The sequence below is a fragment of the Psychrobacter sp. CMS30 genome (assembly GCF_904846565.1).
Lineage (GTDB): Bacteria > Pseudomonadota > Gammaproteobacteria > Pseudomonadales > Moraxellaceae > Psychrobacter > Psychrobacter maritimus.
The window spans coordinates 38,800-54,860 of the sequence record NZ_CAJHBF010000006.1; the positions used below are offsets into that span (position 1 = coordinate 38,800).

A 16,061-nucleotide genomic window follows, 5' to 3' on the forward strand; every position below is an offset into this window, starting at 1 on the left:
AAAATTATGGTTTGATAGCAACTTTTAAGACCCCATCACGCTGATGCATAAATAAATCATATGCTTCTACAATATCGTCTAGCGCATAAGTATGTGTCACCATCTCTGATAAATCCACACGACCTGACTCAATGACATTCAGCAAACGACGCATGCGTTCCTTACCACCTGGACAAAGTGCCGTACGAATCGTATGGTCGCCAAGACCAGCAGCGAAATTCGCTATTGGAATGACTAAATCCTCAGAATAAACGCCAAGACTTGAAAAAGTTCCACCCGGTTTTAGTATCTTGATGCATTGATTAAAGGTAGCTTGCAAACCTAATGCTTCGATACTACTATCGACACCACGCCCAGCAGTGATTTTCATGATTTCATCAACCACATCAACTTCTGTGAAATTAAGCGTAATGTCCGCTCCTAATTTCTTCGCCATCGCTAGACGCTGATTGTTACCATCAACAGCGATAATCAGTGACGCACCTTTGAGCCTTGCCCCAGCAGTAGCACATAAGCCAATAGGCCCCTGTGCAAAGATAGCGACAACATCACCGATCTGAATATTAGCGTTTTCTGCCCCCTTGAAGCCTGTTGACATAATGTCAGGACACATCAGCACTTGCTCATCCGTCAATCCATCTGGCACTGGACATAGATTGGCCTGTGCATCAGGCACTAGCACATACTCTGCTTGCGTACCATCAATGTGATTACCAAAGCGCCAACCGCCGGTCGCTTTATAACCATGACAAGAGCATTTGCCATCGGCATCAAGATAGCCACCATCTTGTGAGGGGAAGCCATCTTGGCTAGCATAAGAGGTAAATGTTGGACAAATCGCGCCAGCGATGACTCGTTGCCCTTCTTTATAACCCATCACTGCACTACCTAGCTTTTCAATAATCCCTACCGGTTCATGCCCAATTGTCAATCCTTTTGCAACAGCATACTCACCTTTAAAAATATGAATATCGGTACCACAAATCGTCGTAGTGGTAATTTTTAATAAAGCATCGTTCGGGCCGACATCAGGAATTTTCTTATCAACAATTTCAATTTTACCTGGCTCAACGAATATTAATGATTTCATCATAGTCATATCGTACTCCTTGTTAAACTGACCTCTGATTAGAGGGTAGTAGGCATTATTAATGGCGCTTAAATGACCTATATATCCAGTTTATGTCATCAGAGTCACTATTAACAGGTAAATCCCTAAATATATTGGGGATTTACAATTACCTCTGCAATAAGGCTTAAATAATAACTAGAAAAGCCTAGCCATCAGTCATAGTAAAATGACCATAGATAAATTACTCATATTCTCGACTCTGTATTTGAGCACGTAAGATAGGTTCAGCATCGATAGGACTAGGAGATTGATTTAAAGTCAGAATACTTTGGGTGCGAGTACCGTATGTCGGGACGGTAGCATCCATGCTAAACAAAGCAATGGGCTCAATATAAATAGAAGATAGTGCTCGCTCAATCTGCTTAGCAACACCCGTTTCGGGTAATTTATTTTCTGGCGCTGGCGTTTTATCAGACATCACTGCAAACGCCGCTTCTTGCCAATACTCAGGAGCGCTATTTTCAGCAATCAAAGGCAGTACTTCCTGTCTTAAACGGCCACGTAACTTCTCAGTCTTAAACCACTCTTCCTCAGGCTGACCGTTTGAGAATACATGCAGCCCCGAGTGTAAAGCGGTTGGCGCATGACCACGGTTATTGACAATCACCGCTTGCGCCGCATCACCAATAATAAGATTAAAACCCGCATAATCCTGTAAGCTAATTTGCCGAGCAAAATTCATCGGGCTTACAGTACTGGTCAAGAAATCGGTGACCAACTCACCGCGCGAGCGTTCGTCATTACTTGCCTGCACACCATCTCGAAAGTTTAATACCGCCGCCCAGCGACCATTTTGCTCGTAAAAATTGCCATATTGCTCTTGATGTATACCAAGCCATGTGCCGCCACTTTGCTTATCACGCCCTGCATAAATAGGCTTATCCGCCCACTGATGGAGCGGCTCTGTCGGACGCTGCAAAAACTCATCACGATTGGACAATAAGACCAAAGGTAGCTCATCAAATAACTGCCAAGCAATGGCGACGATACACATAGTTTTCCTTTTATAAGATTATTAGGTGGTGTTTCAACATAAAAGAGGGTCGTTCAAAATAGCGTTCTGCTGGGATAAAATTTTCTCGCTTGCTGTGCGCTTCGCACTCCAGAGGCTTCACAAAATTTATCCCAGCAGCACTGTATTCTTTTTAAATTGAGTCAATTATATGGTTCTGGTTTAACATTAATTGGTGCTTAATTTTTTATCGGCAGGGTAGCTGATTTGATACGTCGATTGCACGACTTGCGCTTGTTTACTTGGCAAATCAAACTCCCAAGCGACCATGCCTTTATTATCATTCCAGTCTTTTTGGCTAATAGCTGGCGTGTGCGCCGCAGTGACTTTAATGCTGTCATCACTACTAACCGGCTCAGCGCTTAACACTTGCAAGCGCACGCTACGATTGTGCTGATTGGTAAACTGATAAGCTTGGGTGATGGTTTTGGTTTGCTGACGGTTAAATACACCCTTATCGCCTTGCTTATTTTCATCGGTCAGCTGCTTCACCAGTAAACTTGGGTCAATACCAAAACCGATACCCTGCTCTTTTAGGTTTTGATAATTATAGCGCGACTGTCCAACATAGTTATCATCGCGGTATAACTGCAATGAGCCGTCCGCCCAAGCAGGTGTCAAAAACGGCGCGGATGCATACCAATAAGCGGCGGTCTCGGCACTTGGCGTGCTACGTAGCCAAAGCTTACTGGTGCCAGATTGCTCATCAATGACCGTGCGTACGCGCCTGCCGTCACTGGGAATACTGACCCGCTGCGGCAGTCTATATTCGGTGATGCCATTTTTATTTTGACTGCTGACGCTAAAGCTCGGTAGCGGTGGCATCTCTGCAGCCCCTGCTCCACCGTAATTGTCTCTTGCAGACACGACCACTGGCGCCGCTTCCATCATTGGTTGTGCATAACGGCTTAACTTAGCCTGCTCTTCCTCATATAACGACAAGCGCTCAACTCTTGGCAACTGACTGGTCGTCGTTTGATTGGGATTAACGGTGCTTAGGATAACCGGCACATTGTTCCAGTTCTCGCCGGTTTGTTGGGCGATAATGGCGGAGGCGGTAATATTCAGCTGCTTACTGTCGGTATTTAAGCGCGCTTGATAAGTCGGCTCCCAACTGGCACCGCGCACTTGATAGTGCAGTTTAACGGTGCTTGGCGTGCGACTGGCAGTGCGTACACTGATTTGGGTCACACTATTCTGTTTCGAGGTGGTACTGCCCGCCAGCAGCTGATTGAGCGCATCTTTCGCTTGCGCTTCTCGCTGCTGTAGCTCGACTATCCTTTTATTAATACTTGCCGCTTGCGCTTCTAAATCGCGGGCATTATTCGCAAGAGTACCAGCCGTATTGATTTGCGTCACTTTAGTAAGGTTTTGCAAATAGGCTTTGGTTAAACGTGCCGCTTCTAATTCAGCGCTGATATCGGTGAGATTGTTTTTTTGGCTCTGTATTTTAGTGTCGCCTTGATATTGGCCATATTGACATTGTGCCGCTTGCTCAGCGCTCAAGGTTTCGATACTGACTTCGCCAACATTGACATTACCTAGTGCTTGAACGCTGATACTTTCTGGGTCAATAGTCGGCGATAAGCAAGAAAAAACCAGCGTCTGCTCGCCGCTACCATTAATGGGCAAGGAACGCGTCACGCTGGCTAAGCCTTGATAAATGGTAATGTTATCAATATTGCTCATCGCTGCTTGTGCATTCATAGGAACCCACAGCGCTAGGCCTGATGCTACTACGCCTAGCAAGGATAGTTTCGATAAATATGGCTGCATAAGGGTTCCTTAGAAATTGAAGCGCTTTTTTTCATCTTATCGGTTTTTGCAACGCTTTGCTATCCATTCAATTAACCATTCACTTATCACAGTATTCGCAACGGATGAATTTTGCTATTATGAGCTACATTCCATTATCAATAATATGATGCTCTTATGATGATTCACCCTCAGTATGATCCCGTAGCGCTATCTTTGGGACCAGTAGAAGTGCACTGGTATGGCTTAATGTATCTGTTGGCCTTTGCTGCCGCTTATGGTCTGGCGTGGTATCGCAGCACCAAACGCGACAATTGGACCACCGATATGGTCTCTGATTTGGTCTTTTATGGGGCGCTTGGCGTCATTTTAGGCGGTCGTATCGGCTATGTGCTGTTTTATCAATTCGGCGAGCTTTTGCAAAACCCTGCGTATCTGTTACGAGTTTGGGAAGGCGGTATGTCTTTCCACGGTGGTTTTATCGGCGTCATGCTAGGCATGTGGTTCTTTGCTCGTAAGTATAAAAAGACTGCCTTTCAAGTGTTCGATTTTATCGTGCCTTGCGTGCCGACGGGCTTATTATTCGGTCGCATCGGTAACTATATCAATGGTGAGCTATGGGGGCGCGTCTCAGACGGTGGTTACAACTGGCTGACTTATTTCCCGCAAGCCGCTGCCTTTGATATGGAGCAATTACAGAGCAATCCTGAGCTACAAGAATTGATGCTTGAGGTAAATGGACAGTATTTACTACCGCGTCATCCATCGCAGCTATACGAAGCCTTTGCTGAGGGTCTGCTACTATTTATCTTTTTATGGTGGTATTCATCAAAGCCGCGTCCACGGATGGCAGCATCCGCGGTCTTCTTATTGGGCTACGGTATCAGCCGCTTTATCATCGAGTTCTTCCGTCAGCCAGACGCTGACCAAGGCTTTATCTTATTAGGCTGGATGACCAAAGGGCAGCTCTTAAGCGCACCGATGATTATCGCAGGCTTAATCATGCTGATTTACGCTTATAAACGCGGTATTTATGATTGGGGTAAACAGTCAGCTTATTAAGCCCTATTTAGCAACAACTACCCTATTAAAAGCTATATTAAGCATGATTTTAAGAACTATATTTTAAAGTCTATGTTTTTAAGAACTTTGTTTTTAAGAACCATATTCTTGAGAAATAAATTAAAGAGACGTTTTCACAGCGTAAAAGAGCAATTTTATGAGCAGTCATTACCATAACAGTAAAAATGAGCAAGCCTATTTAGACTTGCTACAACACGTCCTTACTCATGGCACTGAAAAAGGCGATCGTACTGGCACCGGTACGCTGAGTCACTTTGGTGCGCAGCTACGTTTTGACTTAGCCGATGGATTTCCCTTATTAACCACCAAAAAAGTCCACTTTAAATCTATTGTTTATGAGCTATTTTGGTTTTTAAGTGGCAGCACCCACGTCGATTATTTACAAGAAAATAACGTGCGCATCTGGAACGAATGGGCGACTGCTGAACAAACCGCGCGCTTTAACCGTCCAGCGGGCGACCTCGGCCCTATTTATGGTCATCAATGGCGCAATTATGGCGCGACCAAGCGTGAAGATGGCAGCTATGAGAACGATGGCGTCGATCAAATCACCCAAGTTATTGAGCAAATAAAGAACAACCCCAACTCGCGCCGCTTAATCGTTTCTGGTTGGAACCCCGCTGAAGCGGAGCAAGTTGCGTTGCCGCCTTGTCATACTTTATTTCAGTTTTTTGTCGCGGACAATAAACTGTCATGCCAGCTCTATCAACGCTCAGCGGATTTATTCCTAGGTGTGCCATTTAATATCGCCAGCTACGCCTTGCTTACCCATATGGTGGCGCAAGTGTGTGGTTTAGAAGTTGGTGAATTTGTTTGGACGGGTGGCGATTGTCATATTTACCAAAACCATCGCGAGCAAGTTGAGCTGCAACTGACACGTGAGCTTTATAGCTTGCCAACTTTGACCCTGAATCCTGATGTGACCGATATTTTTGCCTTTAACTATGATGATATCAGCGTCGATGGTTATGAGTCGCATCCTGCCATTAAAGCCAAAGTTGCCGTCTAAGTTTTTATCGCTTGAATGTTAAAAAACAATAAAAAGGATAGGTTATGAGTTATGCCAATACCGAAGTTGCCCAGATTGCGGCTATCAGTAGCAATCGCTGTATCGGCAAAGGAAATGAGCTGCCCTGGCATATCTCAGCTGACTTGCTGCATTTTAAAAGCATGACGACCAAGCAAAGCGATGGCGCAATACAAGGTATCGTCATCATGGGTCGTAAGACTTTTGAGTCAATGGGCAGCAGACCACTGCCAAAACGTATCAGCTTTATCATCACCAGCCAATTAGATTATGCTGAGCAAAGTGGCTTGGTCGGTAGTGAAAAAGCTTATGTGATGCATAATTTAGACGATGCACTCACCCAAGCGGCAAGTTTGGCTCATGGTGCGCACCTTGATACCATTTGGGTAATCGGCGGCGAGCGCGTGTTTAAAGAAGCGATGATGTATACCGACCGTGTCGAGCTGACGCATGTCGATACTGACATTACGGATGGCGATGCCTTTTATCCTGAGCTGCCAAATGAGTTTGTAGTCGCAGCAGAATCTGAGCAAATGAACGATGAGAAAAGTGGGCTAGATTTTAAGTTTGTGACTTATAAAAGAGAAGTTACTAAATAATAGCAGTTCATGTATTTAAAAGATTAAGAAAAAGAGGCTGTCCTAGATAATTCTAAGACAGCCTCTTTTTGTTATTGGATTTTATTAGCAGAAACTTAAATTTAGCCCATATCGCCTAAACTATTCATGCAGCACTTTATAAACAGTTTTCGCCAATATCGGACCAATTCCCTGCACGCCAGCCAGCTCTTGCTGTGACGCGCCAAGCAATTGCTGCATACCACCAAAGTGATTAAGCAAGTCACGACGACGCTTTTCACCCAGCCCCGGTATAACCTCTAGCACTGATGACGAACGGCGCTTATCACGCTTTTTACGGTGCGCAGTAATGGCAAAACGATGCGCTTCATCGCGAATATGCATCAATAAATGCAGCGCCTTACTATCCATCGGCAAATCAAGCGGCTCATGGTCAAGGAAATGCAATACCTCAAGCCCAGCCTTACGCCCCTCGCCCTTTGCCACACCGATAAGTAAGGTATCGCCTAAAATGCCCAACTCTACCAGCACCTCTTTTGCCATACTGAGCTGACCTTTACCACCATCAATCAGCAATAAATCAGGCAATGGCTGCTTCTTATAACGACGCGTTAGCACTTGCTTCATCGCCGCATAGTCATCACCGCCGACAATATCATGAATCGCATATTGGCGATAATCACGGCGGCGCGAGCCACCTTGGTCAAAGACCACACAGCTACCGATGGTCGCCTCGCCCATGGTATGCGAGATATCAAAACACTCGATACGGTCGATGGTTCGATCAGTAACCTCTGCTAGCACCTCTTTAAGCGCGCCAAAGCGGGCATGCAATTCTAAATAATCGCCAAGCTTGGTCTTTAGCGCATTGTTGGTATTAAGTTTTGCCAAATCTAACCACTCAGCGCGGTGCTCACGGACATTGGTTTTAATAACAACCTTGCTGCCAAAATGCGTTGCCAGTGCTTCACTAACTGCCGTCTGATCGGGTAGCTCATGACTGAGTATAATCTCTGCTGGCAAGTCATCGGTCACCTGAAAATAGAATGAAGTAATAAACGCTGATAAATTATCAGCAAGCGGCTCACTGCTATCAACATCAGGGAAATAGTTCTTACCACCGAGCACGCGCCCGCCACGCACCGTCAATACGTTGACACAGGTCATGCCTGCTTGACTGGCAATAGCTATTACGTCGGCCTCGCCTTGTACGGTATAAACGGCTTGCTTTGCTTGTACTTCACGCAGCATAGACAGCTGATCACGATAAAAGACCGCCTTTTCAAAATCTAACACTTCAGCCGCGCCTTCCATTTTTTCAATCAGCGTACTATGGATATCGCTAGAATCACCTTTTAGGAAACGAATGGTATTATTGACGTCCTCGCTATACTCTTCTGGTGACACCAAACCAACACAGGGCGCACGGCAACGCTTAATTTGATACTCAAGGCATGGGCGCTTACGCTGTTTAAAAAAGGTATTGGTACATTGGCGCATCTGAAACATTTTTTGCATGAGCACCAGCGTCTCTTTTGCCGCATGCGCAGAAGGGAAAGGACCAAAAAACCGTCCTTTTTGGTGATTGCCCTTACCGCGCCCATAAGCCAATCTGGGATAAGGTTTATCCGCTGAGATAAACACATAAAGGTAAGATTTATCATCACGTAGTAGCACGTTATAAGGCGGACGATGTTCTTTAATCAGATTTTGCTCGAGCAGCAGCGCTTCGGTTTCACTACGGGTAATAATGGTTTCGATATTATGAATCCGCGCGACTAACGCTCGCGTCTTTGGATGGTCAATAGTCTTAGCAAAGTAGCTATTGACGCGACTTTTAAGCGACTTGGCTTTGCCGACATAAAGAATATCGCCATTTTTACCGAGCATTTTATATACCCCTGGCAAATTTGGCAGGCGCTGAATCAAATGCTTAAGACGGGCTTTTTTATCGTCGACGGGACTCGATGCTGAGACATTAACCATAGAATTTACTGCTCTCAAGATACTGATATATAGCTATTTATGGGGCGATAGTGAGCGTTTTACAAGAACCTTTATCAGCTTAGCAACAACCATAAAAAAAGCCAGCACCAAGGCTGACTTTTTGCAGAAAAATAACCCTACAGTGCGACTAGTGACGGAAATTTGGTAATAATGCTGGGATACCTGGCAACATACCGACGATTGCCATAACCCCTGTTAATATCACAAACGTGACTACAGGAATAATCCAGCGGCTCATTTTAGTCAGATTGGCACTACGCTCTTTCGAGCCAATTAAGCCTAAATTATCCAGTACTAGGGTAATTGACCAACCAAAAGCTGGATTGACCAAGGCTGATGCAAAGACAACAATAGCAGCAGACTGAGTGGTTTTACCCTCGCGTGTCATCTCCATCCCAGCTTCAAGCAATGGGATAAAGACACCAACAATCAGCGCCACACACATCACCGGTTCCCAAATGGCCAAATCCATTGGATAACCCCAAATACCGGCAATAATACAAAACAGCGCCGTTAAAATTGCACCGGCTGGAATAGGACGTTTGGCAATGGCTGCCGGTACAATATACGTGCCCCATGACGATGCAAAGTTTGCACCGCCTAGTAAAGAGCCTGCGACCTGACGAATAGAAGCACTGGTCATGGTATCATCGATATCCATAAGCACACGCTCAGTACGTTTTGGATAGCTAATTTTTTGAAAGACTTGATGACCTAAAAAGTCTGGCGACCACATGGCGACGGCCAACACCGCAAAGGGTAACACCACAACGAAGCTTTCAATGGTTGGCAATCCGAGCATCCAACCGGTATCTTCACCCCACCAATACATAGGGTTCATGTGCGGTAAACCCGGTGCCGTTTCAAAAACAAAGGGCGCGCCCATCGCAAAGGCAACCCCGCCACCTAACAGACAGCTTAGCGGCACTGCAAGCCAGCGCTTTTGGAAGTTTTCTAACACCGCATACAATATAATCGTCAGTAAAATGACCACAAAGGCAATATGCGCCATGCCGATACCTTCTGCCCACGCAAATAGGTTTTTGACTTGCGAGATGGTACCAATAAAGCCCAGATACAGGAGCAAGCCACCGCACACGCCTTTACTGGTCAAGTTTGCCAGCAGACTGCCCCCTTTACTGATGGCCAGTAACAAGCCAAAAGCACCGATAAGCAAACCAAAGGCCATCGGGTGTCCACCCGCAGCAACAACGATAGGAATCAGCGGAATCAGTGGACCATGCGTACCAGCAAGGTTGGCGGTCGGTAGCAAAAAGCCTGAGAATAAAATGACAAAAAACGCCACGATGAGCAGCTCATAACGGACGTTTTCTAGGACAAAAGCATCGCTCAAACCGAGAGGACCTGCAAAGGTTGCCGCAATGGCGCCCACCATCACGACTTTACCAATGGTCGCGGCCATCGCCGGAATCGTATCTTCATATTCAAAACGATAATCACGGAATGGCAGATTGGGCCGCCAGCGTTTCGGCTGCATAATTTGCAATTCATGGTTGAGATAGGCGTTACGATTTTTAAAACTAGAATTGGGCTTATGTAAGTCTACATAGCTGTCTTGCAAATCACTATCAGAAGGGGTTGGTTGCTGCGGGTTGGACCCTGAGGCGGGAAGCTGTGTACCACTCATCACATTTCCTTATGTCGACTGAGGTTTGAGCGGCGCTACTACCCTAAGAGCGGGTAAATATGATGCTGCCCAAAACAAAATTGCGGCTATTGTAAGGCATCGGCAAGGATAATGCGAGGTTTTATAGATGAAAAGATACCATACGTATCGTTATGGAAAGTATTTATTATGGCTTAGCAGGTAACACTTATAAAAATGTAATGAATCCAAGGAAACGATAAGCGGTATCATGGTCATTTTGCGCTTGTTACGCTTTAAAGCTGGTGAGCTTAGGTGTTTTTCACTATGATAAATATCTTTTTATCGCTCATTGCTTAGTAGCTCGCATTGAAAAGCAACAAGCACGGCCGTCAAGGTTGACTGCATACAATAAAAATACTCCATACGATAAAAAAATCCATACGATAAGATTAGCAAAACCGGAAAAGCCAATAGGAAATATTGATGAGTTTACTGCCTAAAAATCTTGAAACGCTGAAACGTAATGCCAAAAAAAACATCATGCCATTACTCACCCCTTATTTGCTTAAATTGCGTATCAACACTTATGCGCCCTACATCGGTGCCGGTATCAAGATTGAGCATATCAACCTAGACCAAGGTTTATGCGTGGTCAACATGGGGCTAAATAGCTTAAATAAGAATATCGTTGGCACCCAGTTTGGTGGCAGTCTATATTCGATGGTTGATCCATTTTATATGCTGATGCTGATGCACCAACTCGGTAGCAGCTACGTGGTTTGGGATAAAAGCTCGAACATTGAATTTATCGCCCCAGGTAATAGCAAAGTCACCGCGCGCATGAAAATCCCTAGCGCCGAGATTATTACTATTCAAGAATTGGCGAAAGAAGGTGAGCCGGTATTTCGTGAATATAAAGTCGATATCGTCGATGAACAACAAAAAGTCATCGCGACTGTGACTAAGACCCTTTATATTCGACTGCGTAAGTACAGCAAATCTAAAGACCAAACCAACCGTATAGACAACCTCGAGAGCTAACGTTAAGTTTAAGGCGTTCAATTAAAATAAAGCCCCACATACAAAAACCCCAATCTGGCATGCGCACAGATTGGGGTTTTGTCTTTTTTGGTATGGCCCGCTTATTTATAAATAAACCTATGAATAAGGGCTTGTATCTACTTTTACTTCACAATGCAGCCGTACAATAGACGGCTGAATCATATAAGTAATTTTAAGCGCGATGCTTAAAATCAGATACTCGGTACAGTCTAAGCGTCAGTTTTTTTCTGAGCCGCTTTAGGAGCACGAGCAACCAACTTTTCGCGGATACGTGCTGATTTACCAGAGCGCTCACGTAAGTAGTATAGTTTCGCACGGCGAACTGCGCCACGGCGTTTCACTTCAATGCTATCAATGATTGGTGAATGCAATTGGAATGCACGCTCAACACCAACACCGCTTGAAATTTTACGAACGGTAAATGCTGAGTTTAGACCGCGATTACGCTTAGCAATTACAACGCCTTCAAAAGCCTGTAAACGCTCACGCTCACCTTCACGTACTTTTACTTGAACCACAACGGTATCGCCGGGTGCAAAGCTTGGGCGCTCAATCAATTGAGCATTTTCGATGACCTGAACCAATGGATGCTTGTTGCTCATGAGAGTTATCTCCTCACATTAGATAATAGAGGCTTGACGCATATCACCTGTTTGTAATAATTAATCATAGCTGTTATTAATATCTTGGATTAATAATAGCTACAACGTAAATGGGTTATGACAAACGGCCATTATGCTATGACTCGTTTTATTACTGCTCAAAATTTTATTGCTTAACTGTTTATGTTTTTAACCGCTATTAACGTGGCTTTTTATCTGCTTTAGCCAATGCTTTGAGCCACTTTGCTTGCTCTACCGTTGGGGTAAACGCTTGCCACAAATCGGGACGCCGCGCTTGCGTGCGACTGACCTGTTGGCTAAAGCGCCACTTAGCGATATTGGCATGATGTCCTGAAAGCAATACTTCAGGAACCGCCATACCAGCAAACTCATGCGGCTTAGTATAATGTGGACAATCAAGCAAGCCATCGACGAACGAGTCTTGCTCAGCTGACTTATCATCACCCATGATATCAGGCAGACGACGTATCACACTATCCATCAACACCATGGCTGGTAGCTCACCACCCGTTAAGACATAATCACCGAGCGATATCTCCATGTCGACATACTGCGACAGTAAGCGCTCATCAATACCTTCGTAACGACCGCATAATAAAATCATGCCGTCATACTCAGTCATACTGACCACACTACTCTCGCTGAGCGTTTTGCCTTGTGGTGACATATATATCACCGGACAATGCTCACTATCGACACGGCAGCCATGTTGACTGGCTCGTAGGCGGGCATCCTCAATGGCTTGGGATAATGGCTCAGCCATCATCACCATGCCAGGACCGCCGCCATACGGGCGCTCATCAATACGGCGATAATTATCAGTGGTATAATCACGCGGGTTGATGCATTCAATCGTGACTTGCTCCTGAATGACTGCCCGACCCGTGATTCCAAACTCACGAATCGTGGCAAACATTTCAGGGAAAATACTAATCACGGCAAAATACATCTGATGTCTACTTGCACAATGGATAACAGTGGCTAAATAAATCGGTGTGACTATCAACAATCTTTAATGATAAAGCCGAAACTTATCTCACCAAAGCTTGTTTTAATAAGACCTTATTAACCATTACTGATTAATAATCACTTATTATTAATAATCACTTGGCCATGCCACAAGCACCGTTTTCTCGGTCATATTGACTTCAATCACTGTTTGCTTATGCCAAGGTATCAGACGCTCTTCTTTATCTAAACTGTCTGAATTTGCCGTTACGCGCATGATGTCATGGGCACCGGTTTCAAACATTTCAGTGATATTGCCTAGATACTCATCTTGCTCGTTTATCACGCGCAAGCTGACCAAATCCGACCAATAATATTCGTCTTCCGCTGTTTCTGGCAAAACGTTTTGTTCGACCCAAAGGGTTACCCCATTCATGGTCTCAGCAAGGTTACGGTCAGGGATTTGCTCAAATTGAGCGACAATACCTGTCCCTTGCTCACGCCAAGCCTTTACGGTCAAAGGCTTCATGCCAGTAGCAGTTTTCATCCACCAAGGCTGCATGTCAAATATTGCCGTACGATCATCCGTATCGCTAAATACCCACAGCCAGCCTTTAATGCCATAAGGCTTTTTTAGCTGACCGATTTTCATAAGTGCACTAGCGTTTGGAACAGATGACATAACGGCTAACCTAACGATGATTAAAACAGCAATGCTGAATACAGTTCAATCAAAAGCGATAAACGCAATCAAAAGTAATAAACAGTTAATGGCGCACCCTGGTCAGACCAGTTACGCTATGTTTTCTAAAGTCGACTAATAAACGCAAACATCACGCTATCAGTACTTAGTAGCCAAAACTTAAGCAGTTGCTTCAGTTTGAGCTACAGACTTGTTATAAGCTTTTGCTAATGAAGCAACGCGATCTGAAGGTTGTGCACCTTTAGCGATCCACGCATTGTACGCTTCCATGTTTAGGCGTACTGCTTCTTCAGACTCTTTAGCGAGTGGGTTAAAAAAGCCGATGTTTTCAATGTAGCGACCGTCACGCGCGCGGCGTTGATCAGCAACAACTACTTGATAAAATGGGCGTTTCTTGGCACCGCCCCGTGCTAAACGAATAACAACCATGTGAATTCTCTCTTTCGCAGGTATACCAAAAAGGGCATAATTATATCACAGTCTTGTTTTATTGAAAACATAAACTGTGCTTATTTAATTATTTATTAACAATAGCTTAAATAGCAATGCATGTAAAACATAATTCATAATTCGTGGTCTATTTATTGGGCTTGACCCTATTAAATTGGCTACTAATTCTATCGGTAAAGCCAACAACCGCATTATTTGATTATGCTATCCTACAAGCGAACGCTAAGACCAAACCCTACTATCAAACCGCACAACTTGGACTCTTATGACCACACCAAAATCGCAACCACGGCGCACGCAACCACGGCGCAAAGGTCGGCTTGCCCGCTCCTACTCTAACACTTGGCTGACCACCTTAATGGTGGCGTTTATTGTCATTATCAGTGTTGGGGTATCGATTTCGTTTTTTTGGCGTAGTCTCTATTTACCCGAGCTTAAAAACCATGCTCGTTATCTGACCAGCGAATTACGCTTAATGAACAGCGTTAACCAAGACTGGAAACATAACCCTGCCGTGCGGCAATGGATTTATCAGCACTCGCACGTGGTGGTGGTCAATAATCCTAGCGACTTTCCAACGATAGAAGATAAAGCCTTTGTTGGCGTGTTCACCGATGTGCTGCAACGCGAAATTGGCGCGCAGTTGGGGCGTCCAGTTGAGGTATATTTTAAGTTTAAACCAACGCCGCAGCTGTGGGTACAAGACAGCCGTGATACCAGCTTTTGGATTCGCGAACCAGTGGTATATTACTCACAATATAGCCCTGCGCTACTATGGTTATTCTTAGTAGGCCTACCTATTTTGACCTTGTTGACCATTATTTTATTGGCACGGCAATTAAATCGTCCGCTACGGTATTTACAGCGCGCAGCAACCAACTATATTCGCTTGGGTCATGCCACTACGTTACCGACCCATAACGGACCGACTGAAATACGCCAAGTTAATATGGCATTTAACCGTTTATTTACCACTCTAAATCAAGCGCAAAAAGAGCGGACGATTATGCTGGCCGGTATCTCGCACGATTTGCGCACACCGCTAACGCGTATGCGCTTGACCGCTGAGATGCTGCCTGATGATTTTTTCCGTGAAGGTTTGATTTACGATATTGAGGATATGGATGCGATTTTAGAGCAGTTTATCTCCTTTATGAAAGACGGTTCCGATGAGCCGGTACGTTTGACCAATTTAGATACCATCTTTAATGAGATTATGGTGCAATTTGCGCCGCTGGAATTCATTTACCAGTCTGAATGTCACAAAGTGGTTCCTATACGGCCGATGTCAATTAAACGCTTGGTTATCAATCTGGTCAATAATGCCAAGCGTTACGGCAAAGCACCGATTTATTTATCAGCGACCGTCGTACCGACCTTTATAGAGACGGCTGAGATAGAGGACAGCGATGTGGTGACTGAAAACGAGGTCAATAAAGAAGCAAAAGAGCAATTGGTGATATGTGTGCGCGACTGTGGCGATGGGGTCGCAGAAGACCAGTTAGAGCGTGTCATGCAACCGTTTGAGCGCGGGGAATCAGCGCGTACCACGCAAGGTAGCGGGCTTGGTCTGGCGATTGTCGACCGTATTGCGCGCTTGCATCATGGAACGGTTGAGGCGATTAATCATCCAGACGGCGGGCTACAAGTTTGTGTGCGTATCCCACTCATCTCTAAAGTGGCAGGTGAGCCGCCATTAGATGTTGAAAACGACAAATCATCTGTCCCTGATGATAATATAAATAATCTGTAGATAAATGATCTGTAGATAAACAATAATGACATCACAGCCAATATTTGGTTAATAGCTATTCATTGTGAATTATTAGTTGTTAGCCAAACGAGCCGTACTACTCTCTAGTACCAATGATAGGCGGAATATACTCCGCACTATTGGTAAAGGCTAAAGGCTGGGTTATTTCATTCTGCGCAGCCTTTAGCGTCTCAGTGCTGGTTGGCTGTTGCAGGAATAAATAATAACCGAGTGCTGCTGCGTTCAATACCACTAAACCACCAAATAAATACGGCATCCTTTGCCCTCCTCTATTTTTAATCTGCTTTAAAAGCTGTCA

15 protein-coding genes are annotated in these 16,061 nt (G+C 44.8%); 5 read left to right on the forward strand and 10 right to left on the reverse strand.

Features of this window, described 5'->3' with window-relative positions:
• Positions 1-4 precede the first annotated feature (4 nt).
• The 3 genes from JMX94_RS04610 to JMX94_RS04620 all read right to left on the reverse strand — a co-directional run bounded on the left by JMX94_RS04610 (position 5) and on the right by JMX94_RS04620 (position 3,920).
• Positions 5-1,099 carry an NAD(P)-dependent alcohol dehydrogenase gene (locus JMX94_RS04610; RefSeq protein ID WP_201563649.1) on the reverse strand — a complete coding sequence of 365 codons (1,095 nt, stop codon included), beginning with the start codon at positions 1,097-1,099 and terminating at the stop codon, positions 5-7.
• Between the two features lie 214 nt (positions 1,100-1,313).
• The gene (locus JMX94_RS04615; RefSeq protein ID WP_201563651.1) at positions 1,314-2,126 is read right to left on the reverse strand and encodes an NRDE family protein; all 813 of its coding nucleotides are present in this window, start codon (positions 2,124-2,126) and stop codon (positions 1,314-1,316) included.
• Between the two features lie 186 nt (positions 2,127-2,312).
• On the reverse strand, positions 2,313-3,920 hold the full coding sequence (locus JMX94_RS04620; RefSeq protein WP_201563653.1) for a DUF4139 domain-containing protein: 1,608 nt from the start codon (positions 3,918-3,920) through the stop codon (positions 2,313-2,315).
• 156 nt (positions 3,921-4,076) lie between these two features.
• Here JMX94_RS04620 and lgt point away from each other — a divergent pair, with 156 nt between their 5' ends.
• The 3 genes from lgt to JMX94_RS04635 all read left to right on the forward strand — a co-directional run bounded on the left by lgt (position 4,077) and on the right by JMX94_RS04635 (position 6,608).
• Positions 4,077-4,961, forward strand: a complete 885-nt coding sequence (lgt, locus tag JMX94_RS04625) for a prolipoprotein diacylglyceryl transferase (protein ID WP_201563655.1) — start codon at positions 4,077-4,079, stop codon at positions 4,959-4,961.
• 157 nt (positions 4,962-5,118) lie between these two features.
• Complete coding sequence (locus JMX94_RS04630) at positions 5,119-5,991, forward strand: thymidylate synthase (RefSeq protein WP_201563657.1); 873 nt, start codon at positions 5,119-5,121, stop codon at positions 5,989-5,991.
• Positions 5,992-6,035: 44 nt separating this feature from the next.
• A complete protein-coding gene (locus tag JMX94_RS04635; RefSeq protein ID WP_201563659.1) occupies positions 6,036-6,608 on the forward strand; it encodes a dihydrofolate reductase in 573 nt (190 codons plus the stop codon).
• Between the two features lie 120 nt (positions 6,609-6,728).
• Here JMX94_RS04635 and uvrC read toward each other — a convergent pair whose 3' ends face one another.
• Both uvrC and JMX94_RS04645 read right to left on the reverse strand, forming a co-directional pair.
• Positions 6,729-8,573, reverse strand: a complete 1,845-nt coding sequence (gene uvrC / locus JMX94_RS04640; protein ID WP_201563661.1) for an excinuclease ABC subunit UvrC — start codon at positions 8,571-8,573, stop codon at positions 6,729-6,731.
• Positions 8,574-8,721: 148 nt separating this feature from the next.
• Positions 8,722-10,242, reverse strand: a complete 1,521-nt coding sequence (locus JMX94_RS04645) for a DUF3360 family protein (protein ID WP_201563663.1) — start codon at positions 10,240-10,242, stop codon at positions 8,722-8,724.
• 444 nt (positions 10,243-10,686) lie between these two features.
• Between JMX94_RS04645 and JMX94_RS04650 the strand changes: the two genes are divergently transcribed.
• Positions 10,687-11,244 (forward strand): DUF4442 domain-containing protein, encoded by a 558-nt coding sequence (locus tag JMX94_RS04650; RefSeq protein ID WP_201563665.1) that lies wholly within the window; start codon positions 10,687-10,689, stop codon positions 11,242-11,244.
• Between the two features lie 230 nt (positions 11,245-11,474).
• Here the strand turns inward: JMX94_RS04650 and rplS are convergent, their stop codons facing one another.
• The 4 genes from rplS to rpsP form a co-directional block, all read right to left on the reverse strand.
• Positions 11,475-11,867, reverse strand: coding sequence for a 50S ribosomal protein L19 (gene rplS / locus JMX94_RS04655; RefSeq protein ID WP_191690714.1), 393 nt, complete (start codon positions 11,865-11,867; stop codon positions 11,475-11,477).
• A 199-nt stretch (positions 11,868-12,066) separates the two neighbouring features.
• Positions 12,067-12,837, reverse strand: a complete 771-nt coding sequence (gene trmD, locus JMX94_RS04660; RefSeq protein WP_201563667.1) for a tRNA (guanosine(37)-N1)-methyltransferase TrmD — start codon at positions 12,835-12,837, stop codon at positions 12,067-12,069.
• 147 nt (positions 12,838-12,984) lie between these two features.
• A complete protein-coding gene (rimM, locus tag JMX94_RS04665; RefSeq protein WP_201563669.1) occupies positions 12,985-13,518 on the reverse strand; it encodes a ribosome maturation factor RimM in 534 nt (177 codons plus the stop codon).
• Positions 13,519-13,698: 180 nt separating this feature from the next.
• On the reverse strand, positions 13,699-13,968 hold the full coding sequence (rpsP, locus tag JMX94_RS04670; RefSeq protein ID WP_010197931.1) for a 30S ribosomal protein S16: 270 nt from the start codon (positions 13,966-13,968) through the stop codon (positions 13,699-13,701).
• Between the two features lie 379 nt (positions 13,969-14,347).
• On the opposite strand from rpsP, the gene JMX94_RS04675 reads away from it, so the two are divergent.
• The gene (locus tag JMX94_RS04675; protein ID WP_374220398.1) at positions 14,348-15,742 is read left to right on the forward strand and encodes an ATP-binding protein; all 1,395 of its coding nucleotides are present in this window, start codon (positions 14,348-14,350) and stop codon (positions 15,740-15,742) included.
• A gap of 97 nt (positions 15,743-15,839) precedes the next feature.
• On the opposite strand, the gene JMX94_RS04680 is transcribed toward JMX94_RS04675, so the two are convergent.
• A complete protein-coding gene (locus JMX94_RS04680) occupies positions 15,840-16,019 on the reverse strand; it encodes a hypothetical protein (protein ID WP_183621012.1) in 180 nt (59 codons plus the stop codon).
• Positions 16,020-16,061: the final 42 nt, after the last annotated feature.

What these genes read in the sequence shown, in the direction of transcription:
- JMX94_RS04610 (WP_201563649.1), bottom strand. Translation starts at nt 1,099, where the DNA reads ATGACTATGATGAAATCATTAATATTCGTTGAGCCAGGTAAAATTGAA.
- JMX94_RS04615 (WP_201563651.1), bottom strand. Translation starts at nt 2,126, where the DNA reads ATGTGTATCGTCGCCATTGCTTGGCAGTTATTTGATGAGCTACCTTTG.
- JMX94_RS04620 (WP_201563653.1), bottom strand. Translation starts at nt 3,920, where the DNA reads ATGCAGCCATATTTATCGAAACTATCCTTGCTAGGCGTAGTAGCATCA.
- lgt (WP_201563655.1), top strand. Translation starts at nt 4,077, where the DNA reads ATGATGATTCACCCTCAGTATGATCCCGTAGCGCTATCTTTGGGACCA.
- JMX94_RS04630 (WP_201563657.1), top strand. Translation starts at nt 5,119, where the DNA reads ATGAGCAGTCATTACCATAACAGTAAAAATGAGCAAGCCTATTTAGAC.
- JMX94_RS04635 (WP_201563659.1), top strand. Translation starts at nt 6,036, where the DNA reads ATGAGTTATGCCAATACCGAAGTTGCCCAGATTGCGGCTATCAGTAGC.
- uvrC (WP_201563661.1), bottom strand. Translation starts at nt 8,573, where the DNA reads ATGGTTAATGTCTCAGCATCGAGTCCCGTCGACGATAAAAAAGCCCGT.
- JMX94_RS04645 (WP_201563663.1), bottom strand. Translation starts at nt 10,242, where the DNA reads ATGAGTGGTACACAGCTTCCCGCCTCAGGGTCCAACCCGCAGCAACCA.
- JMX94_RS04650 (WP_201563665.1), top strand. Translation starts at nt 10,687, where the DNA reads ATGAGTTTACTGCCTAAAAATCTTGAAACGCTGAAACGTAATGCCAAA.
- rplS (WP_191690714.1), bottom strand. Translation starts at nt 11,867, where the DNA reads ATGAGCAACAAGCATCCATTGGTTCAGGTCATCGAAAATGCTCAATTG.
- trmD (WP_201563667.1), bottom strand. Translation starts at nt 12,837, where the DNA reads ATGTATTTTGCCGTGATTAGTATTTTCCCTGAAATGTTTGCCACGATT.
- rimM (WP_201563669.1), bottom strand. Translation starts at nt 13,518, where the DNA reads ATGTCATCTGTTCCAAACGCTAGTGCACTTATGAAAATCGGTCAGCTA.
- rpsP (WP_010197931.1), bottom strand. Translation starts at nt 13,968, where the DNA reads ATGGTTGTTATTCGTTTAGCACGGGGCGGTGCCAAGAAACGCCCATTT.
- JMX94_RS04675 (WP_374220398.1), top strand. Translation starts at nt 14,348, where the DNA reads ATGGTGGCGTTTATTGTCATTATCAGTGTTGGGGTATCGATTTCGTTT.
- JMX94_RS04680 (WP_183621012.1), bottom strand. Translation starts at nt 16,019, where the DNA reads ATGCCGTATTTATTTGGTGGTTTAGTGGTATTGAACGCAGCAGCACTC.